The organism is Citrobacter sp. RHBSTW-00944 (genome assembly GCF_013615435.1).
In the GTDB taxonomy this organism is placed as follows: domain Bacteria; phylum Pseudomonadota; class Gammaproteobacteria; order Enterobacterales; family Enterobacteriaceae; genus Citrobacter; species Citrobacter braakii.
Map to the genome: position 1 here is coordinate 1,852,842 of NZ_CP055418.1, position 21,840 is coordinate 1,874,681.

At 52.0% G+C, this 21,840-nt stretch carries 18 protein-coding genes; 6 read left to right on the top strand and 12 right to left on the bottom strand.

All coding sequences use genetic code 11. The features are described 5' to 3' along the window. Positions 1-252: 252 nt before the first annotated feature. Positions 253-597, top strand: coding sequence for a YejG family protein (locus HV334_RS08825; RefSeq protein ID WP_181221479.1), 345 nt, complete (start codon positions 253-255; stop codon positions 595-597). A 3-nt stretch (positions 598-600) separates the two neighbouring features. Here HV334_RS08825 and yejF read toward each other — a convergent pair whose 3' ends face one another. The 9 genes from yejF to HV334_RS08870 all read right to left on the bottom strand — a co-directional run bounded on the left by yejF (position 601) and on the right by HV334_RS08870 (position 12,262). Continuing rightward, positions 601-2,190: a microcin C ABC transporter ATP-binding protein YejF gene (yejF, locus tag HV334_RS08830; protein ID WP_181221481.1), complete on the bottom strand. Its 1,590-nt coding sequence runs from the start codon at positions 2,188-2,190 to the stop codon at positions 601-603. A gap of 1 nt (position 2,191) precedes the next feature. Continuing rightward, complete coding sequence (locus HV334_RS08835; RefSeq protein ID WP_016153752.1) at positions 2,192-3,217, bottom strand: ABC transporter permease; 1,026 nt, start codon at positions 3,215-3,217, stop codon at positions 2,192-2,194. Further along, positions 3,217-4,311 (bottom strand): microcin C ABC transporter permease YejB, encoded by a 1,095-nt coding sequence (locus HV334_RS08840; protein ID WP_016153751.1) that lies wholly within the window; start codon positions 4,309-4,311, stop codon positions 3,217-3,219. The genes HV334_RS08835 and HV334_RS08840 overlap by 1 nt, the downstream gene beginning before the upstream one ends. Continuing rightward, complete coding sequence (locus HV334_RS08845) at positions 4,312-6,126, bottom strand: extracellular solute-binding protein (protein ID WP_181221483.1); 1,815 nt, start codon at positions 6,124-6,126, stop codon at positions 4,312-4,314. A 99-nt stretch (positions 6,127-6,225) separates the two neighbouring features. Further along, positions 6,226-7,785 carry a cyclic di-GMP phosphodiesterase gene (locus HV334_RS08850; RefSeq protein WP_049282332.1) on the bottom strand — a complete coding sequence of 520 codons (1,560 nt, stop codon included), beginning with the start codon at positions 7,783-7,785 and terminating at the stop codon, positions 6,226-6,228. A gap of 172 nt (positions 7,786-7,957) precedes the next feature. Beyond that, positions 7,958-8,527 carry a bifunctional murein DD-endopeptidase/murein LD-carboxypeptidase gene (mepS, locus tag HV334_RS08855; RefSeq protein WP_003027474.1) on the bottom strand — a complete coding sequence of 190 codons (570 nt, stop codon included), beginning with the start codon at positions 8,525-8,527 and terminating at the stop codon, positions 7,958-7,960. Between the two features lie 413 nt (positions 8,528-8,940). Then, the gene (locus tag HV334_RS08860) at positions 8,941-9,654 is read right to left on the bottom strand and encodes a phosphatase PAP2 family protein (protein WP_019077242.1); all 714 of its coding nucleotides are present in this window, start codon (positions 9,652-9,654) and stop codon (positions 8,941-8,943) included. Positions 9,655-9,689: 35 nt separating this feature from the next. Next, on the bottom strand, positions 9,690-10,676 hold the full coding sequence (locus HV334_RS08865; protein ID WP_181221485.1) for a GTP-binding protein: 987 nt from the start codon (positions 10,674-10,676) through the stop codon (positions 9,690-9,692). Between the two features lie 119 nt (positions 10,677-10,795). After that, on the bottom strand, positions 10,796-12,262 hold the full coding sequence (locus HV334_RS08870; RefSeq protein ID WP_181221487.1) for a fructuronate reductase: 1,467 nt from the start codon (positions 12,260-12,262) through the stop codon (positions 10,796-10,798). Positions 12,263-12,464: 202 nt separating this feature from the next. On the opposite strand from HV334_RS08870, the gene uxuA reads away from it, so the two are divergent. Next, on the top strand, positions 12,465-13,655 hold the full coding sequence (uxuA, locus tag HV334_RS08875) for a mannonate dehydratase (RefSeq protein WP_016156994.1): 1,191 nt from the start codon (positions 12,465-12,467) through the stop codon (positions 13,653-13,655). 45 nt (positions 13,656-13,700) lie between these two features. Here the strand turns inward: uxuA and HV334_RS08880 are convergent, their stop codons facing one another. Continuing rightward, the gene (locus HV334_RS08880) at positions 13,701-15,173 is read right to left on the bottom strand and encodes a PLP-dependent aminotransferase family protein (RefSeq protein WP_016156993.1); all 1,473 of its coding nucleotides are present in this window, start codon (positions 15,171-15,173) and stop codon (positions 13,701-13,703) included. Between the two features lie 165 nt (positions 15,174-15,338). Here HV334_RS08880 and torC point away from each other — a divergent pair, with 165 nt between their 5' ends. From torC to torD, 3 genes are read left to right on the top strand one after another with little or no spacing between them, the layout of a single operon-like run. Then, positions 15,339-16,478 carry a pentaheme c-type cytochrome TorC gene (torC, locus tag HV334_RS08885; protein WP_181221489.1) on the top strand — a complete coding sequence of 380 codons (1,140 nt, stop codon included), beginning with the start codon at positions 15,339-15,341 and terminating at the stop codon, positions 16,476-16,478. A gap of 3 nt (positions 16,479-16,481) precedes the next feature. Next, positions 16,482-18,980, top strand: a complete 2,499-nt coding sequence (gene torA / locus HV334_RS08890; protein ID WP_181221491.1) for a trimethylamine-N-oxide reductase TorA — start codon at positions 16,482-16,484, stop codon at positions 18,978-18,980. Next, a complete protein-coding gene (torD, locus tag HV334_RS08895) occupies positions 18,970-19,602 on the top strand; it encodes a molecular chaperone TorD (RefSeq protein ID WP_103766553.1) in 633 nt (210 codons plus the stop codon). The genes torA and torD overlap by 11 nt, the downstream gene beginning before the upstream one ends. Positions 19,603-19,658: 56 nt before the next feature. Here torD and yeiP read toward each other — a convergent pair whose 3' ends face one another. Continuing rightward, the gene (yeiP, locus tag HV334_RS08900; protein WP_016153740.1) at positions 19,659-20,231 is read right to left on the bottom strand and encodes an elongation factor P-like protein YeiP; all 573 of its coding nucleotides are present in this window, start codon (positions 20,229-20,231) and stop codon (positions 19,659-19,661) included. Between the two features lie 157 nt (positions 20,232-20,388). Here yeiP and HV334_RS08905 point away from each other — a divergent pair, with 157 nt between their 5' ends. Then, positions 20,389-20,643 carry a YkgJ family cysteine cluster protein gene (locus HV334_RS08905; RefSeq protein ID WP_016153739.1) on the top strand — a complete coding sequence of 85 codons (255 nt, stop codon included), beginning with the start codon at positions 20,389-20,391 and terminating at the stop codon, positions 20,641-20,643. Here HV334_RS08905 and setB read toward each other — a convergent pair. Then, positions 20,640-21,821, bottom strand: a complete 1,182-nt coding sequence (setB, locus tag HV334_RS08910) for a sugar efflux transporter SetB (protein WP_181221492.1) — start codon at positions 21,819-21,821, stop codon at positions 20,640-20,642. The two genes, HV334_RS08905 and setB, sit on opposite strands and share 4 nt — an antisense overlap. Positions 21,822-21,840: the final 19 nt, after the last annotated feature.

Here is a 21,840-nt window from a genome sequence, read left to right on the forward strand (position 1 = left end):
TTATTTTATGTAAAATCAATTTATGTAAAAAGTCACATCATTGTAGTTAAAAAGGTTGAGTTAGATCGCAGAAACGAGTACATATAGCGCGGAAATATGCCAGAACCGTTGAATAAATTTAAATATTTGGTTCGGAAAGTGGCATAAAGTCAGGGTGTAAACGTTTACGAACTGTTTAAAGACGTATTGTCAATGATGTGTTAATATTGATGTAAAATAATTGTGAAGTGATTGTACTTCCAGGGAAAGAAAGTGATGACATTACAACTCTCAATCGTTCATCGTCTGCCACAGTGCTATCGTTGGTCGGTGGGTTTCGCAGGTTCAAAGGTTGAACCGATTCCGCAAAACGGTCAGAGCAATGAGAACAGCCTGGTGGCGCTCAAATTGCTTAGCCCTGATGGCGACAGTGCGTGGTCAGTCATGCATAAACTCAGCCAGGCCCTCAGCGACATTGAGGTACCTTGTTCCGTGTTGGAATGCGAAGGAGAGCCGTGCCTGTTTGTGAATCGCCAGGATGAATTTGCCGCGACCTGCAGACTGAAAAATTTCGGCGTGGCCATCGCAGAGCCGCTTTCAAATAACAATCCGTTTTGAGCGTCAGCTTAGCGCGAGCAGCTGACGCGTATATGCCTGCTGTGGCGCGTTAAATACGTGCTCGCATTGTCCTTGCTCCACGACCTCTCCCTGCCTTAGCACAATAACCTGATGGCATAACGCGCGTACTACGTGCAAATCATGGCTGATAAAGATATAAGCTAGGCGATGCTTTTCCTGTAAAGACTTTAACAACGTCAGGATTTGCGCCTGTACGGTTCTGTCGAGCGACGATGTTGGTTCATCCAGAATGATCAGGGAAGGCTTGAGAATCAAGGCTCTGGCAATGGCTATGCGTTGACGTTGACCGCCGGAAAACTCCGCCGGGTAACGATGCCGCGTTTCGCTATCCAGTCCCACTTCCGCCATTACCGCTTTCACCTGCGCTTCGCGCTGCTCGGCTGACAGGGTTGGCTGATGAACGCGCAGTCCCTCCTCAATAATCTGTAGCACGCTCAGGCGCGGGTTCAGCGAGGAGTTGGGATCCTGAAAAACAACCTGAATGCGGTGACGTACCGGTAACAGCTGGCGGCGATTTAAGGTATGCAGCGCCAGGCCATCGAACACAATGCTTCCCTGTGAGGTGATTAACCTCAGTAGCGCCAGCCCGGTAGTGCTTTTCCCCGATCCTGACTCCCCGACCAGCCCCAGCGTTTCACCGGGCCGGAGGGAAAAACTGACGTTGTTAACCACAACGTTATGGTCCACCACACGCTTCAGGATACCTTTACGGATGGGGAAGGCGACGCAGAGTTTTTCCACTTCCAGCAATGGCGCTTGCCCGGCAGGTACAGGCACCGGATCGCCGGAAGGTTCGCTGTTTAACAATTTCTGCGTGTAGGGATGTGTTGGCGCAGTGAGCAGCTGTGCTGCTCGATTTTGCTCAACGCACTGGCCGTTTTGCATCACCGCAACGGTATCGGCCAGTTTTTTCACAATGCTGAGGTTGTGGGTGATAAACAGTAATCCCATGTTCAGCTCGCGCTGTAACTCCCGCAGCAGCTGCAGGATTTGCGCCTGTACGGAGACATCCAGCGCGGTGGTCGGTTCATCGGCAATAAGCAGCTCCGGTCGCGTAAGCAGCGCCATGGCGATCATCACGCGCTGGCGTTCGCCGCCGGACAGTTGGTGCGGATAGTCTGCGAGACGTTTGGCCGCCTGACGGATGCCGACCCGATCCAGACAGGTCAGTATTTCTGCCCGCGCGGCCTCCCGACGCATTCCCCGATGCAGCGACAGCACTTCATACAGCTGTTTTTCCAGGTTGTGAAGCGGGTTTAGCGACACCATTGGTTCCTGGAAAATCATGGCGATTTTATTCCCGCGAACGCCGCGAAGCGTCTGCTCATCGGCATGAAGCAATGATTCGCCATGAAAACGGATGTCGCCGGAAAGGTAGACTGCGGGAGGGGTCGGTAATAACCGTAGAATAGAAAGTGCGGTCACGCTTTTACCCGAACCGGACTCGCCCACCAGCGCCAGAGTTTGCCCGGCTTCAACCCTCAGTGAGAGGGTATTGACCACGGTGCGCACGGTCTCCTGTTGGCGAAAACCTACCGATAAATTTTCAATAGTTAATAGCGGTTGTGTCATCTTAAATCGCCTTGTTGGGATCGAACGCGTCGCGTACCGCTTCACCAATAAATATCAGTAGCGATAATAGCAGGGCAACGGAGATGAACGCGGTGATACCAAGCCACGGTGCCTGCAGGTTGTTTTTACCCTGTAACAGGAGTTCTCCCAGCGATGGCGATCCAAGCGGTAAGCCGAAGCCAAGAAAATCCAGCGAGGTCAGAGTGGTGATCGAGGCGCATAATATAAACGGTAAAAAGGTCAGGGCGGCGACCATCGCATTGGGCAGCATATGGCGCAGAATAATACTGCGATCGCTCACGCCAAGCGCCTGAGCGGCACGAATGTAATCAAAGTTTCGGGTACGTAAAAATTCCGCGCGTACCACGCCAACCAGGCTCATCCAGCCAAACAGCACGGTAATGCCCAGTAGCCACCAGAAGTTTGGCTGGACCACGCTCGACAGCAGTATGATCAAAAACAGCGTTGGCATACCTGACCAAACCTCAATGAATCGTTGCCCCCACAAATCCACCTTGCCGCCATAATAGCCCTGGATTGCGCCAGCCATGATCCCCATCACGCTGGAGCACAGGGTTAGCATTAATCCAAACAGGACAGAAATACGAGTGCCGTAGAGGATCCGTGCCAGCACATCACCACCGTTGGCGTCCGTTCCCAGCCAGTTTTGTGCAGAAGGCGGGGAAGGGAAGGGCTTATCAGTGGCAAAGTTAATGCTGGTGGCTCCAAAGCGTATCGGCGCCCACAGGATCCAGCCCCGGTTTTCCAGGCGCTGCTGTAACCACGGATCCTGATAATCAGCCTGGGTCGCCAATGGTCCGCCGAAGTCGCTTTCACTGTAGTTTTTGAACAGGGGGAAATACCAGCTACTGTCGTAGCGCACCAGTAGCGGCTTATCATTGGCAATCAGTTCTGAACACAGGCTAAGGCCGAAGAGCAGTAGAAAAATCCACAGCGACCAATAGCCGCGACGGTTATGGCGAAAACGCGCCCAGCGGGCCTGATTGACGGGGCTTAATCGCGACATTAGCGTCCCTCAAAATCAATACGGGGATCGACCAGCGTATAGCTGATGTCGCTGAGGATATTCAGCAGCAGACCGATCAGGGTGAAGATATAGAGCGTGCCAAACATTACCGGGTAGTCACGTGATACGGTGGATTCATAACCCAGTAGTCCCAGACCGTTAAGTGAAAACATCACTTCAATCAGCAGCGAACCGGTAAAAAACATGCTGATAAACGTTGCCGGGAAGCCAGCGATTACCAGCAACATGGCATTGCGAAACACATGTTTCCACAGAATGTTTTTCTCGCTGACCCCTTTGGCGCGCGCGGTGACGACATACTGTTTGCGTACCTCATCCAGAAATGAGTTTTTGGTCAGCATGGTTAGCGCGGCAAAACCCCCAACCACCGTCGCCAGCACTGGCAGGGTAATATGCCAAAGGTAGTCGGTCACTTTCTGATACCAGGGCAGGGAATCAAAATTGGCGGAAACCAGTCCGCGAAGCGGGAACAGGTCGTAATAGCTGCCCCCGGCAAAAAAGACGATCAGTAAAATCGCAAACAAAAAGGCCGGTATGGCATAGCCAATAATAATGAATGCGCTGCTCCAGACATCAAATCGGCTGCCGTTGTGAACGGCTTTGCGGATCCCAAGCGGTATCGACACCAGATAGATAATGAGCGTACTCCATAGCCCCAGCGTGACGGAAACAGGCAGGCTGTCTTTGATAAGCGTCAGCACTGAGGCGCTACGAAACAGGCTGTCGCCGAAATCGAAACGAATATAGTCCCAGAGCATTTTGAAATAACGCTCATGAATAGGCTTATCGAACCCGTAACGGCGAGTGATTTCGGCGATCACTTCCGGGTCAAGACCACGGCCGCCTCGGTAATTACTGTCGCTGATATTGCCGACGCCGGTTTGCGCGTGGCTGGCGCGAATGCCTTCACTACCCGCGCCGGGTAATGCCCCGCTTTGCCCGAACTCAATGGCGGCGACGGCCTGCTCAACCGGACCACCGGGGGCAATCTGCACGATAAAAAAGTTGATGGTGATGATGGCCCAAAGCGTTGGGATCACCAGTAGCAGACGTCGAATCAGATAAGCGCCCATTTATTCTCCCTGCCGTCTGGCTGCTGGCAGTTTCGCCGCTTTGTTAACGTCGTACCACCAGTTGTCGAGACCAATGGTATAAATGGGGCGAATAGCTGGATGCGAAAACTTATCCCACCAGGCGATGCGATCCTCTGCCATAAACCACATCGGCAACATGTAGTAGTTCCAGGTTAATACCCTGTCCAGTGCCCGACCGAGTGGGATTAGTTTGGCTTTATCACCCTGCGCCGCGATGATTTGGTTGATCAGTTTATCAATCACCGGGCTTTGCACGCCCGGGGCGTTATAGCTGGAGTCAATATATTCAGAGGCCCAGAGAATTTGCAGGTCCGAACTTGGCCACGGCATTGCGCGATACAATCTCGGCATCATGTCATAGTCACGACTGCGCAGCCGGTTTGTGATTTGTGAGTTATCAACCTGGCGGATGTTCATTGTAATGCCTAAGCGCTGCAGGTTGTGCTGGAACGGCAGCACCCACTGACTGTTACTGCCCGCCGGGAGCAACAGTTCAAAGCTCAGAGGTTTACCGTTGGCGCTGTTTACGCGCTGTTGTCCCTTAAGTACCCATCCGGCCTGCTCCAGTAAGGCATCGGCTTTCAACAGGTTGTCACGATCGTAGCCATCGCCTTTTGATTTCGGCGGCTGATAAATTTGGCTGAAGACCTCAGGAGGGAGATCTTTTTTCAAGGGCGCAAGTATTACCAGTTCATCCGCATCGGGGTAATTTTTAGCGGCATACTCGGTATTCTGAAAATAGCTGTTGGTCCGACTCCAGGCGTTATAGAACAGAGCTTTATTCATCCATTCAAAATCAAAGGCCAGGGTGATGGCTTCTCGCACCCGTCGGTCGCTGAACACCGGGCGCTGAATATTAAACGCCAGCCAACGCGTATCCTGGGCGGATTCGTTTTTTTGCTCATCTTTGATGATGTAATGATTCGCGAAATTTTTACCGGTATAACGTGTCGCCCAGTTTTTGGCATCGTTTTCAAGACGCAGGTCAAACGCTCCGGCCTTAAACGCTTCAAAGGCGACGTTGTCATCCAGATAGTAGTCGTAGCGGATGGTATCAAAGTTCCAGCGGCCACGGTTGACGGGCAGATTAGCGGCCCAATAATCGTTGACGCGCGAATAGACAATGTACTGACCCATCTTCCATTTCGTGATGCGATAAGGACCGCTGGCGAGCGGAGGCGATGATAAGGGATCGCTGAGCTTATGATCTTTCCAGTACTTCTCTGGCATCACGGGTAATGAAAACAGGCTAAGCATGTCCTCTTTACCCGGTTTGGCTAATTCAATACGTACGGTTAATGGCGCGATCGCTTTTACCGTTGTTCCCTTGTAGACCAGGCGAAATTGCGGCACGCCTTCAGTCATAAATTTGTGGAAGGTGAATGCGACATCGCTGGCGGTAATGGGGGAGCCATCGTGAAAACGCGCTCGCGGATTAATGGCGATTTCTACCCAGGAATAGTCATCAGCATAGCGTGCGCTGTCGGCGATGAGCGGATAATAGCTGCCAGGTTCATCGTCAGAGGTAGTAAACAGCGTATCGTAAAGCGTTTCGGTACGTGCTCCGGGATTACCGCGCATCGCATAGCGGTTGAAGTTATCGAATGTGCCGATGGCGGAGAGTGTGATTTGCCCGCCTTTGGGGGCCGAAGGGTTGACGTAATCAAAGTGATTAAAGTTAAACGCGTACTTCGGTTCGCCCAGTACGGCAAAAGCATAGCTTTCTTTGATGGACTGCGCCTCGGCGCTAAACCCGATGAGGGCGATAAACAGCAGCAATACGCGAGGGATCATTAAATGCGATTTCCTTTTCCTGCCACAACCCGACGGGCATCATGCCTGAAAGATAAGGGATGTGGCGGCGAGTGAGAGTATATGATTCGCATACTGCGATCACCACGTCGGCTTATTGGGCTGCGCCATCCAACGCACGAAATCAGCAAGTTTTAATGGTCGGCTAATCCAGTATCCCTGGAAAAAATGCACTCCACGATCGCGCAGCCAACGGGCTTGCTCAGGCGTTTCAACCCCTTCAGCCACCGTCAGCATATTAAGACGCTTAGAGAGTGTCAACACGGCGTCCAGAACCGGAGAGGTCAGGGTCTCTGTTCCAATGGCGTTAATAAACCCGCGATCGATTTTCAGGTAGTCAACGGTAAAGCGTTCCAGATAAATCAGCGCGCTATGGCCGGTGCCAAAATCATCAATGGCAATTTCAAAACCTGCGGAATGAAGCCATTCAAAAAGCTTTGTTGCCTCGTGTTGATTAAGCATATCCCGTTCGGTGATCTCCAGCACCATCTGGAAATGGTTTGCGGGAAGCGAGGCCTGCAGGTGATGAATGTCGTCTTTAAACGTCTCGCCGTGCAGATGAGTTGGCGCGATATTGATCCCCAATTTTGCACCAGCAGGTAACACTTTTTGCAGCATCGGTGCGTCCTGGGCTATCAACTTAAAGAGATGCTGGGTCAGCGGGACAATCATTTTCTGGGATTCGGCGTAGTGAATAAAAGCATCCGGTGGGATCTCACCCGTTGTCGGATGATTCCAGCGTAATAACACCTCTACACCTTTCACCTCCAGTGTCTGCACCTCTACGACGGGCTGGTACACCACATAAAACTGGTTATGTTTGATAGCGTTGAGGATATCTTTGCCCGGACGTAAACGGATGGTGTAGATGTAGTACCAGAGAAGAAGTGCGGCAATAATCCCCGCCATGCATCCCAACATAATCGAATACCAGACATCGGTATAGGTCCATTCATCGGCATATAAACGAATCTGTAGCGGAATACCTTCCAGGGTCGCCTGCCGCCAGTGAGAGTGGGGCAGAGCGGAGGCATCAATAATCCGTGATGAAAATGTTGAAATCGCGTTATCACCGACGACTATGGCAATACCGTTAAAATCATCCTGTCGGGCGGTATAAAGCAGGTAAGGGGCCAGATTAATATTCAGTGAGGTAAACACGCCGCTATCAGTGAACGATGGGTTCCGGTGCCAAATCATTATCGCCGGCTTGTTCGGCATCATGGGCGTACCGGGGAGTAATTCCACATCAATATTTCTGCTGATATCGAGGCTTGGGACCAGATCTAAAATCGGGGTGAACATTGCTCCCGTTGCGGAGGAGCAGAAAGCAATGCCGTTTTTGACCAGTAAAAATGCGCGAACGTTGAGGCTAAAGGCTGCGCTGGAGGTCAGTTGAGCAGCGACTTGTTGACAACTGTTGGCGACCAGTGGCTGAAGGTCATCTGTGGTGGATTTGAGATCGGCGAAGTAGCTGCTGACATAATTCTGGATATCGGAAAGGAGCGTGTCGTACTTAATGTCTCGTTTATGCCAGGTCACGAAAAATTGCAGGGTACTCACCAGGAGCGCGACGATAAGCCCCGTTAACATACAGGAAAGCAGGATTTTCTGATTGGATGAAGAGGAGCGTTTAAACATAGTTCCTTATGTTTACCTGAGTTAACCGCTTATTCTGTATGAATATAACCTGAAATGACTCACCTTGTGAGATTTTTCTTAGTCACAAGACAAAGCAAAAAAAAAGCACCGCCGAAGCAGTGCTTTTCAAAATGTCTCATCAGGATAGCCAAGGGATAGCTGCCAAACGAAATTAACTGCGGCTCAGGACCCGGCGAGCTTCGTTGTAACGTTTTTTCCAGTAAGGTTCGTTCATGCTGGAAATGATAACGCCGCTGCTGGTCGAGGCGTGTACGAACTGGTTGTTGCCGATATAAATACCAACGTGACGGCCAGTGGAGCCAGCACGGAACAGAACCAGATCGCCTGTGCGCAGGTTAGTGCGCGAAACGGATTTACCCGTTTCCTGTTGTTCGTAGGTTGAGCGAGGAAGCTCTAAACCAAATTGCTCGCGGAACGTACGTTGTACGAAGCTTGAACAATCAATACCTTTTTTGGTGCTGCCGCCAAGGCGGTAACGCACGCCTTTCCAGTCAGCATACTGGTCCATAATACGTGATTTAACATCGATATTACGGACCATATTTTCAAATTCATCCTGAGAGGCTTGCAGTGAAGAGTTATCTCCATTGCCCACAGCATGCGTCTCAGAATGCATATTCCTGGCGGTGTTCGTTGTGCTACATGCAGAAAGCAGAACCGCAACTGCTATCGCGGGTATGCCCCGCAAGATATATCTCAAAATCGGTTGAGATTTGACCATTTTGTTTGTTTTCCCTTGAAGTCCTTAACGATAAATATCGTTATAAAAAATGCCAAACGTGACGAGACTAATTACCATCGCACGATGAGACAATTCTTTAAGGTCAAATCTGTGGCAGAACGCACAAATTTATTCCTGAAGAGAATAATTATCCCGCGAGGCAAAACGAGTTCGAGATTACCCGATCGGTCCGGTCATTGCGAGTGAATTTACGTGATTTCTTATAAGAAAAATTGATACAGAAAGTGAATAACCGGCATTGCCTAAATTAAGAACAATCGGGATAAAAAAGACGCAACCCAATCATTTTAAAGATGAATAAGATGACGGGAGAATGACAGCCAGAATGATGAAATATTGACAAGCATCATCAGGGAATCAGAGTTTTCCCTGATGATGTTAATTACTGTGCGTTATTTGTTTAAAAAATGTTTGTTTTTACCGGGCAGATAATTCGCAAACAGAGTGACTAATCGGTCGCTTAACGGTGTCATTAGCCACCAGGGAAGACCAATCAAGACGACAGTCATGGAACCGATCACGATATCGGTGAGCCAGTGAGCGCCAATCATTATGCGTGGAAAGGCAAAAACCACAGCGATAATAAGGCCGATTATTCCGGCGACTTTTCCGAAATAACGCAGCATAAATGCGGAAAAAATAAGCAGCATCATACCGTGATCGCCGGGGAAACTGTCTCTGGACGCATCTTTAGTCGGAATATGCAACAGTTCGCTGACGCGATAAATATTATCCAGCATCAGAGTAGGGCTGGCGCGTTTAACGGGAATAAGCGCCTGGCCTAACTGATTTAATACCACTGCGGTGAGCAGCATAACCAGGCCAATAGCGACAATGCGTCGGCGACCTTCCGACGTCTCTTTCAGCCAAAAATGCAGCATCAAGGCGCCCATTGCCAGCAAGGAGCAACCATCAAATGCCCGGTTATTGGTAATAGCAACAATCCACAAGAACTGCGGGCTTTCCACCAGTTTCTGGTTAAAGAAGCGGAAAACGCCCGTATCCAATGAAGACCAGATCCCATGCCCGGCAGGAAGATACCAGGACAGAAACAGCGCCAGCCCCGCAATATTGAGTAGGAGAATAAGAGGGTATCGGGTTTTCATCATCGTTTACCATTGCTATAAAAACGAAGGCAACCTTACGCGTTAGCGTCTAAACGAAGTCTCAACAATGCACTCTGTAGCGTATTCCAGTCGGTCTCAGTATCGGCGATGAGTTCAATACGGCTATCCGGTGGCGCGACGTTTTGCGTCTCAATATGCCAGTCGTCTCCCTGGCGGTTAATGCGCACCAGCCCTTCCTTTATATGCATGACACCTTTCACGCGCCCCACGGGGGCAAGACGGGACCATTCCAGCAGACCGATGGTATCGAACACCGTATCGGCGTCAAAAATCCAACCGCAGGCCTGATGGCCCTGGCCGCTGTTCAGGCTGCGCCGCCAGCGCTGCTGTGACGGCAGACTCAATGCCGCCAGTCCCTTTTTGTCTGCATGGCTATGGGCGTGCTCTGCGCTTGCAGGAAGCTCTGCCAGGTTTAGTCGGGGTAAATCCAGTAACTGCCCGTCAATTTGCCCATGGTCGGCATGAACCAACTGGCGATTGCCGCCGTAGTGTTGCCACCAGGTTTGCAAGGCGTTTTCGCTTTCCGCTGTGGCGCGGTCGGCTTTATTGGCAACAATGATATCTGCGGCGGCCAGCTGATCGCGGAAATTGTCATTGGCGACGCTTTTTTCATCCAGTAACAGCCGGGGGTCAAGAATACAGAGGGTCGCGCGCAGATCGATCCACGGTTCGTAAACCGGTGCGGTGAGTAAATCCAGAATTTGTTTAGGGTGTCCGAGGCCAGTAGGTTCAATCAGCAATCGATCGGGTTTTCCCTGACGCAGCAGCGTATTGAGGCCAACCTGCATCGGTAGACCGTTAACGCAGCACATACAGCCGCCGGGGATCTCTTTTAGCAATGCGCCGCTGTCGGCTAACAGGGCGCCATCAATACCTACTTCACCAAACTCATTGACCAGCACGGCCCACTTCTCTGCGGGATCCTTGTTCGCCAATAGATGAAGAATAGAGGTGGTTTTGCCACTGCCGAGAAAACCAGTGATGAGATTGGTTTTAGTCACAATTACTCCAGAATCATAAATTACCGTAATGGCATTTAACAATCCTGGCGAAAAATGGGGAAAAAGAGAAGGGGTGAGGGGACGAAGACGTGCTTCGTCCTGTTTAATGGCAGAAATCGTTAATTTTTTAACGTTTCAATGACAGCCTGATGCGCACCGTATTGGGCAATACGTTGCCAGGCCTGTTGAATGGCTGCGACAAACTGCGGGTTCTGTACGAGATCGGCGGAGAAAATCTCATGCAGCGAAAGCAGGGCGCTGACACGTTCTGATTCAGTGCTCTGTGCCACCAGAGCGGCAATTTTCTCACTGAGCGGGTCACGAATATCAATCGTAGCGCCTGAATCATCCACACCGCTCACGTAGCGCATCCAGCCTGCGATGCCGAGCGCCAACAGCGGCCACTCGCTTTGACGTGATAAATGAACGCGGATCCCTTCCAGCATTCGCTGGGGTAATTTCTGGCTACCATCCATCGCGATTTGCCAGGTTTTGTGTTTCAGCGCCGGGTTGGCAAAGCGGTCCAGCAGGCTTAAGGCATACTGGTTTAAATCAACATCGGTAATTTGCAGCGTGGGGGCCTGTTCGGTGAGCATTAGCCGGTAAGCGGCTTCACGAAATGCGCTATCCTGCATACAGTCGCTGATGTGCTGGAATCCGGCCAGATAGCCGAGATAAGCGAGAAACGAATGGCTGCCGTTCAGCATCCGCAGTTTCATTTGTTCCCACGGCAAGACGTTTTCAACCATCTGGACACCCGCGGTTTCCCATTGCGGACGACCACAGACAAAGTTGTCTTCAATCACCCACTGAATAAACGGCTCGCAGCTGATTGCGCAAGGATCGGCAACGCCCAGCTCATGGGCGATTTCAGCCAGCGACTCTTCGGTGGCGGCGGGAACAATCCGATCCACCATAGTACCCGGGAAACTGACGTGTTCCTGGATCCAGTGCGCCAGCTCAGGAGAGCGTTTTTCCGCCATCCCCAGTACGGCATTTTTTACCACATGACCATTGTCCGGGATGTTATCGCAGGAGAGGACGGTAAACGGCTGCAGCCCACGTTCACGTCGGCGGTGCAGCGCTTCAACGATAATACCGGGGGCGGAGTGCGGTTCAGCCGGTGTCTGCAGATCGTGAATAATACGCGCATTAGAGAGATCTAACGAACCCGTCGCCGGATCGATGCAGTAGCCTTTTTCCGTGATGGTTAACGAGACAATCGCGACCTGAGGCTCGCAGAATTTTTCAATAATGGCCGCCAGCGAATCCAGCGTGGCGTTCAGGCATTCGTTAACGGCACCGATAACAATAGGCTGGTTGCCGTTAGCCCCTTTTTCTAACACGGTAAATAAATGATCCTGTTCGCGAAGCTGACGCATCAGCCGATCGCCACTGAACAGGCTAATCTCGCAAATCCCCCAGTCTCCGCCCTGCGCGTTCAGCACCCTGTCGGTTAATAACGCCTGATGGGCGCGGTGAAAAGCACCGAAACCAAAATGTACAATCCGCGTTTTTAATTGTTGGCGGTCGTACTGCGGCATCATGACATTTTCCGCCAGTGGCGCTGAGGCAATAGTTTTCATTAAATACACCTGATTAACCATTAATTAACAATGGCAGTATAAAGTTATATGACAGCAAATTGAATTGGTGTGCCTCATTTATCCGGGGAATGTGAGCTGGATCAATCAATGATAGGCCATCTGTTGAACATCTACGGGATGGCTGTATGGTAGTCGTCATTCAGGTAGTTTAATTTGGTATAACAACTTGTGGGGTGAAACAATGGAACAAACCTGGCGTTGGTACGGACCTAACGATCCGGTATCGCTTGATGATGTGCGTCAGGCTGGCGCAACGGGTGTTGTGACCGCCTTGCACCACATTCCCAACGGTGAAGTGTGGCCGGTAGAAGAGATTCAACAGCGTCAGGCTATTCTGGCTGAAAAAGGGCTGACCTGGTCGGTGGTGGAAAGTATTCCTGTCCACGAAGATATCAAAACGCGTTCAGGCCAGTACCAAACGTGGATTGCCAATTATCAGCAGAGTATCCGTAATCTGGCGACCTGCGGCATCGATACCGTGTGCTATAACTTCATGCCGATCCTCGACTGGACGCGTACCGATCTCGAATATCAGCTGCCGGACGGCTCCAAAGCGCTACGTTTTGACCAGATTGCTTTTGCAGCCTTCGAACTGCATATTCTTCAGCGCCCAGGCGCCGCAGCGGATTACACCGCAGAAGAACAACGCCAGGCGCTGAATTACTTCAATGCTATGAGCGATGCCGATATCGAAAAGCTGACCCGCAATATCATTGCCGGCCTGCCCGGTGCGGAAGAGGGCTATACGCTGGATCAGTTCCGTGCGCGCCTCGCTGAATATGACGGCATCAGCAAAGACGATCTGCGCGATAATATGGCGGTATTCCTGCGGGCGATTGTGCCTGTGGCGGAAGAAGTCGGCGTGCGTCTGGCTGTCCACCCTGACGATCCGCCGCGTCCGATCCTCGGCCTGCCGCGCATTGTTTCGACTATCGAAGATATGCAGTGGCTGAAAGAAACCGTCGACAGCATCAATAACGGTTTCACCATGTGCACCGGTTCCTACGGCGTGCGCGCCGATAACGATCTGGTGAAAATGATCGAAACCTTTGGCGATCGAATCCACTTCACGCATCTGCGCTCCACCTGCCGTGAAGATAACCCGAAAACCTTCCACGAAGGTGCGCACCTGCAAGGCGATGTGGATATGGTATCGGTGGTTGCTGCCATCCTGAGCGAAGAACAGCGCCGTAAAAAGGCGGGCGATTTGCGTCCTATCCCGATGCGTCCGGATCACGGACACCAGATGCTTGACGACCTGCACAAGAAAACCAACCCAGGCTACTCCGCGATTGGTCGCCTGAAAGGGCTGGCGGAAGTTCGCGGCGTTGAGCTGGCGTTAAAACAAACGCAGTTCCGCGATCTGCTGTAAGGTTAACAACAGGGATTGTGCCGCAGGCGCGATCCCTGAAATTCATCAAGGCTGCGCTAGCGCCTGCTCCAGTACCGACAGCACCTTTTTGATCTGCTGTATCTGCAATCCGCCAAACCCGAAAAACATAACAGCATCGCTATTCTCCCTACGCCATGCGGCACCTGAGCCATTTTCTATATCTGGCAGAGTGTCAAAGCGGATCCCTGCCAGCAGGCAGCGCTGTTGCAGCCTGGCTATCATATCTGGGTGTCTGTCAACGCGTAACGAGAGGTGCAGACCCGCCGTTGCGCCAGCGATTTTCCCTGACGGAAACAGAACAGAAAGGCCATCGCGTAACAGATTGAGGCGCGCCGCATAGTTGCAGGCCAGCTTGCTGATGTGCGAGTAAAACACCTGATTTTGCATTAATTCGGCTAAAAATTGCTGCAATAGCCACTGACTGCCGTTGTTGTTGAGCGCTTTCATATTCTTTACTGCCGGGAGCAGTTCATCAGGACAAATGAGATAGCCAAGACGCGTTCCCGGCCCCAGCGTTTTGGAAAATGTCCCCATGTAGATAACCCGGTTGTGATAATCCATAGCTTTCAGGGCAGGAAGGGGGTTCTCGCCATAGGTAAAAACAGCATCGTAGTCGTCTTCAAGGATATAAGCGCCGACGCGCTGCGCCCACGTCAATAATGACTGACGGCGCTCCAGCGAAAGGACGCTTCCCATTGGATACTGGTGAGCCGGAGTCACATAGCAAAGCTGGGTTTCATATTCGGGTAATTTATCTGTTTGCAGCCCGTGGTTATCTACAGCAATTGACGTAATGTCTGCACCGTAATAATTAAACAGATGCCATGCGCCAGAATAGCAAGGGGATTCGGCCACAACGTGGCACTTTTTTTGCTGACTGACGGCATGATGAACAATAAATATTTGACTGAGCAGCGACAATCCTTCCTGAATCCCATTGGTAATGATGATGTTCTCCGCCCGGGTATTAATGCCGCGAGATAAATTAAGGTACCTGGCTAGTTGCTCACGCAGTGAAAATAATCCATTTGATGAATGATATCGGGTAAACAATTGCTCTTTAAGTACGCTTGGCGCGTTATTCCATTTTCGCCAGCTTGCCCAGGGAAAAGCATTGGGATCGGGGACGCCCATCCGGCAGTAGCACTCCCGCCCAGGCTCTGCGTAAACATCGGTAGAGACCCCGGCCGCTTTTGGTGTTACTGGCGGAGAGCCCTGGGGTACGGACACATGCGCTGGGGTTACACGTACAGGCGTGGTGAATATCACCTCATAGCCAATGCCGTGTCGGCTCTTAATTAATCCAGCCGCCATCAGCTTATCATAGGCCATCACTACCGTTATTTTGGCAATGTTCAATGCCTGAGCCTGCTCGCGAATAGAGGGGAGTTTATCTCCACACAGCAAATCACCCCGCTGAATGGCCTGTAAATAAAATTGAAATATCTGCAACTGCAGCGGAGTCCGGCTTTCTCTATCGAGAGTCAGTTTGAGCATGATAAATTCCTTATTTATAGATGGTAATTATATTACGGACTTCTGCTCTTTACTATTTGACGAACCTCATAGAGTGGATGCTGTTCCTATAATCTGCCTTCGCTGTCTCTATTTTTGATTTTTATTATCCCTTAGCGTGTCGCTATTAAAAAAATGGAGGCAAGCATGTCGTGGATAAGAAAAAACACACTATGGTGCGCATTCGCCGGGGCGGTAGCAATGGCCCTGGCTATTTGGGGAACGTGGCAAGGCGTTCATTACACCAGTTCTACCGAGTTTTGTTTATCGTGTCACTCGATGCGCACATCTGGCGAGGAGTATAAAACCAGCGTGCATTTTCGTAATGCTTCAGGTGTGCGTGCGGAGTGTAAGGATTGTCATATTCCGCCAGGCATCGTCCCAACGCTGGTTCGTAAAACGCAAGCCTTAAACGACCTCTACCACACCTTTATCTCTCCTTCGATCGATACCCCGGAAAAATTTGCCGCAAAGCGGGCGGAGTTGGCCCAGCGAGAATGGGCGCGCATGAGCGCGAATAATTCAGCGGCGTGTAAATCCTGCCATAGCTACGAGGCGATGGATCACGGCAAGCAATCGGCAAATGCAGCGGCGCAAATGACCGCGGCGGCGGCAAAAGACAGTAACTGTATCGATTGTCACAAAGGCATTGCCCATCACAAACCCGATATGAGCAGCGGTTTTCGCGATCGTTACCAGCAGCTGCAGCGTCAGGGAGAGCAGTTACCCACGGCGACGACGCTGTATTCGTTAGGCGAAAAATCACTGACTGCGACAGCAGAGAGCCCGGCAGGTAAAGCCATGCTGTACCCGGCAACGCAAGTGCGTGTGCTGAAAAGAGAAGGGAAAAACGTTCAGATAGAGCTGACCGGCTGGCGGGAAAGCAAAGGACGTGGACGGGTGATTACCCAGTATATGGGTAAACGCGTTTTTGCTGCCGTATTAGATGCCTCGCTGATGAGCAATGTGAAGGTTGAGCAAACACAGGTTGATCCGGAGTCACATCAGGAGTGGCAGCAGGTAAGCGTGACAGCCTGGAGTTCGGCGGAGGGGTTTACCGACAATATTGACCCCCTCTGGCAATACGCCGATCAGATGTTGCAATCCACCTGTAGCGCTTGCCACAGCACGCCGCCGCCGACCCGCTATTCCGCGAATGGCTGGATCGCCGGACTGAAATCCATGTCCACCTACTACCGGCTTAATCCGGTGGAAGACCGTACGTTGTTGAAATATCTCCAGACTCACGCCAGCGATATACCTCAACCTAACAATTCAAAAGGATAATTTATGGATATTCATGATTTTAATCCGTCACGTCGACGGTTTTTAAGCGGAATGCTGGCAGTCGGTGCCGTCAGCGCTTTAGGGCCAAATCCACTGATCTCAAAGGTCTGGGCAGCGGGTGAAAACCCGGAGCAATGGATCCAGTCTGGCTCGCACTTTGGCGCTTTTGAAGCCAAAGTCGTGAACGGTGAATGGGTCGATACCCGCCCCTTCAAACATGACAAATACCCCTGCGATATGCTGAATGCGGTGCGTGAAGTGGTCTACAACCCATCGCGCGTACGCTACCCGATGGTGCGGCTGGACTGGCTGCGCAAGCGTGAAAAGTCAGATCGCAACCAGCGCGGCGATAATCGCTTTGTCCGTGTGAGCTGGGATCAGGCGTTGGATCTGGTTTATGAAGAGCTGGAGTGGGTACAAAAGACCTACGGATCTTCTGGCGTCTTTACCGGGCTGGCGGACTGGCAAATTGTTGGCAAATATCATAAGGCCGGCGGCGCGATGGATCGGGGACTCGGTTTGCACGGTAGCTATGTAACGACCGTCGGCGACTACTCGGCAGCCGCAGCGCAGGTGATTTTGCCGCATGTGATTGGTTCGCTGGAAGTTTACGAGCAGCAAACGTCGCTCCCGCTGGTTATCGAAAATACCCAAACCATCGTGCTGTGGGGCTGCGATCCTATCAAGAATCTGCAGATCGAGTTCCTGGTTCCCGATCACGATGCGTTTGGTTATTGGCAGCAGATTAAAGAAGCGGTTGCGCAGGGTAAGATGCGCGTTATCAGCGTTGATCCGGTGCGTAGCAAGTCGCAAAACTATCTTGGCTGTGAGCAGCTGGCGCTGCGACCGCAAACGGATGTCGCGTTATTGCTGGCGCTGGCGCATACCCTGTACGAAGAAAAACTGTATGACGTGGCGTTCATTAACGATTATACCGTGGGCTTTGAACAGTTCTTGCCGTATCTGCTTGGGGAAAGCGACAAGCAGCCGAAAAACGCCGAATGGGCGGCGGAAATCTGCGGCCTGACGGCGGAGCAGATCCGCGACTTCGCCCGCCTGCTGGTCAAAGGCCGGACACAGTTTATGGGCGGCTGGTGCGTGCAGCGTATGCACCATGGCGAGCAGTATCCGTGGATGCTGGTGGTGCTGGCCAGCATGGTTGGCCAAATTGGCTTGCCGGGCGGCGGAGTAGGGTTTGGCTGGCACTATAACGGCGGCGGGACGGTCACCTCTGGCGGTCCCGTCCTGTCCGGCCTCGGGAGCATCAACAATCCTCCGGCCGCGAAATACAAAGCGGATTTCCGCGGCGCTTCAGAGCATATTCCTACCTCGCGGATGATCGATTGCCTGCTGGCGCCAGGCAAAAAGATCGCTTTCAACGGTGAAACATTAACTTTCCCTGATATCAAAATGGCGATTTTCAGCGCCGCCAATCCGTTCCATGCGCAGCAGGATCGTAACCGCATGATCGAAGCGTGGAAGAAGCTGGAAACCGTGGTCGTTCTGGATCATCAGTGGACAGCATCCTGTCGTTTTGCCGATATCGTCCTGCCGGTGACCACGCGCTTTGAGCGTAATGACATTGAGCAGTTCGGTACACACTCGAATAAAGGGCTGATGGCGATACATCAGGTGGTTAAACCGCAGTTTGAAGCGCGACATGACTTTGATGTCTTTGCCGGTCTGTGCAAACGCTTTGGTCAGGAAGAGACATACCGCGAAAAGCGGGATGAAATGCAGTGGATAAAAGCCATTTATGATGAGGGCGCGAAAACGGGAGCGTCCCTTGGCGTGAGTATGCCGAACTTCGAGAGCTTCTGGCAGGGCGAAGGATACATTGAATATCCTGCCGGGAAGCCGTGGGTGCGTCATGGAGAATTTCGCGAACAGCCGGATATCAATCCGTTAGGAACACCCTCTGGTCTGATTGAAATTTACAGCAAAACCATCGCGGGCTTTGCCTACGAGGACTGCCCGGGGCATCCGGTGTGGATGGAACCCTTTGAGCGTACCCATAGCAGCAAAACAGATAAATATCCGCTGCATCTGCAGTCCTGCCATCCGGATAAACGTCTGCACTCCCAGTTGTGCTCAAGCGAGGCGTTTCGTAACACCTATGCGGTGGCAGGAAGAGAGCCGCTGTACATGAGCGAGTCGGATGCCCGCGCACGTGGCCTGAAAGCCGGGGATATTGCGCGCGTGTTTAACGCCAGAGGCCAGGTGCTGGCCGGGGTGGTGATCAGTCCGGATTACGCGCCTGGCGTCGTCCGGATTCATGAAGGCGCGTGGTATTCGCCGCAGGAAGGCGGGAAAGCGGGCACATTATGCACTTATGGCGATCCGAATGTGCTGAGTGCGGATATCGGTACATCGCAACTGGCGCAGGGGCCTTCGGCGCATACGGTGCTGGTCGAGGTGGAGCGGTACCAGGAGAATGCCCCGCAGGTCACGGGCTTTGGCGGGCCGGAGGTTGTGAAAGAGGAGGGGGCAAGTGCAGCATAATCATATTCATCGACAGCGGGCGGCGGTGTACCAGTGGTTTTCTCAACTGCTGTTCCGCGAGCTGGACGAGGAGCAACTCATCCGCCTGGAAAGTGGGGAAAGCCGAAAGTGGCTGGCGTCGTTGACGGCTATCCCTGGGTTATCCGTTGATGTCAAAAACCTGGAACGTAGTCTCGTTCGGGCGCTGCGCCGGGAAAGCCGACAACTGGAGCTGGCGGCGGACTATGCCTCGTTGTTTTTGCTGGCACCTCCTGGCGGTGTTTCACCTTATGCGGGGCATTATCCGCATACGACCGCGCCTGAAGAACGCAAGGAAATGAATGTGCTGTTAGTCGAGTATGGGCTGACCCCGCAGGACAACGAGCCTGCCGACCATATTGCTGTACAGCTGGCACTGATGGCGAGAATGGTTACCAAAAAGGAGACGTTATCGGCGCAATATTACTTTTTGCATCATCACATTATGTGCTGGGCACCCCTGCTACGGGAAAGTTGTTTACAGCGGGACGAAGAGGGGGTTTATCCTCAGGCGGTAAACGTCATAACGCATTTTATGCGTGAGGATGAGCTGTATCTGGAATCTCTGTTGATGGATGATTTTTACCTCAGCAGCCAGGGCTGAAAAGAACAAAGGGACAGCAAATGCTGTCCCTTTTCACCGGTGTCGCAGCAGAAAAATTAGTCTGCGCGGCCCATGTAGCGACGTTCTTCGATATGAATACGGATTTTTTCACCTGCACTCAGATACTCAGGAACCAGGATAACCAGACCGGTGCTCATGGTCGCTGGTTTGTTACGCGCACTTGCTGACGCGCCTTTAATGCCCGGAGCCGTTTCAACGATTTCCAGGTCTACCGTTTGCGGCAGTTCAAGCGCCAGCAGCTGGCCGTCCCAGGTCAGTACCTGCATATCCGGCATTCCGCCTTCCGGGATGAATAGCAATTCTTCTTCGATCTGGTCTTTGGTGAAGGTATACGGGGTATAGTCTTCTTTATCCATGAAGACGTATTCGTTGCCATCGACATAGGAGAAATCAACGCCACGACGGCTCAGGGTGACGGTATCAACGATGTCATCACCTTTGAAGCGCTCTTCAACTTTCAGACCGGTACGAACATCAGAAAAACGCATTTTGTACAGCGTGGCGGCGCCACGTGCGGTTGGTGATTGAATATCAATATCTTTTACAATCAGCAGCTTGCCGTTGTAATTCAGTACCATACCTTTTTTAATTTCGTTCGCTCTTGGCATCGAAAAAATCCTGTAATGAGGAGTGTCTAAAATATCGCGTAAAACTACTCGCGCCGGGGCATTCAGGCAAGCGGAATTGATGCTTTTGCTGGTGCAAAAAAGGTGTTACTGTGCGCTTCCTGCACAATCCGATGGTTTACGATAAAGAGAGTACTGTATGGAATGCCGTCCGGATTGTGGTGCATGTTGCACCGCGCCTTCAATTTCCAGTCCCATCCCCGGCATGCCTGATGGCAAGCCCGCTAATACACCATGCGTTCAGCTGGATGAATCCCTGCGTTGTAAAATTTTTGCTTCGCCTCTGCGGCCAAAAGTGTGCGCCGGTTTACAGCCCAGTGCGGAAATGTGCGGACAGACGACGCACCAGGCCATGGTCTATCTCATCGAGCTCGAGGCGCTGACCGCACCTTAAACGTCTTTGATGCGCGTCAGGCACGCGACGGTGGCGACGATCATCACCAGCGCAAACCAGAATACCGCGTGATAGTTCCAGATTTCAGCGGCAATACCCGCCAACGATCCGGCAATAATCCAGCCCACGCGAATGGTATTTGTATAGAGAGTCGTGGCTGAACCCGCTTGTCCCGGCATCAGATCCTGGAAATAGAGCATGCCAATCCCGCCGAGGATGCCGATATAAATCGCGTTCAGCAGCTGTAAGCCAAGTAATATCGCCGGAGAGTGGGCTAACAGCATGCCGACATAAAAGAAAAATCCGGCGACAACGGCGATTCTCATTAACAGGCGTTTGCCCAGACGCTTCGCGAAGTATCCGGCAATCAACATGGTTGGGATTTCCAGCCCCGCGGCAGTTCCCATCATGATGCCCGCCAGCTTTTCCGGCAGATGCAGCTCGTTGATAATAAACAACGGCATATTAATGATATAGAGACTGTTGGTCCCCCACATTAATGTGCAGATAACAAACAGTAGCAGCGTGTCGCGTCGATTGCGGCGCGGGGCTTCTACCGCGCCTGTCGCGAGAGGCACGTTTTTACTCATCGAGGGTAAGAACAGCCAGACCATTACGCCGCAGACAACAAACGCCACCGCCGCGCTGAGGTACATCACCGTAAAGCTAAACCCCATGGCGAGCGCGTAGGCCAGCGGCGGGCCAATCACCCAGGCCAGCGAAACCTGCGCACGTAATATTGAACTGAACATGACGGCTTCCCGACCCGTACGGTCGGCGTGCTCGCGGGCGAGAGCAAACATTTGCGGGTTGGCGGTCGAACCGAAGCTGCTGAGGAATACCCCGACAAACAGCAGAATAAAATAGTTACGGTTCCAGGCGAACAGCACGCAGGCCAACATCCCCAGCACGCAGCAAAACACAATCAGGTTTTTGCGATCGCCTTTTTTATCTGAACGTCCAGCCAGAAACTGACTCACCAAAATGCCGATCACGGCGCTACCGGTAAAAAAGAACCCGACCATGCCGGGACGGGCATGGACTTCATCCGTCAGAAAAAGGCTGAGCGTTGGCGTCTGCAACGCACCGGCGATACCCGTCAGAAATGCGACAAGCAGGAACGCCGAAGACGTTAAATCAAACGCCTTGGGTGTGGCGGCTACGGGGGTGTTGTGCATGTTTTGATATCAATAATGT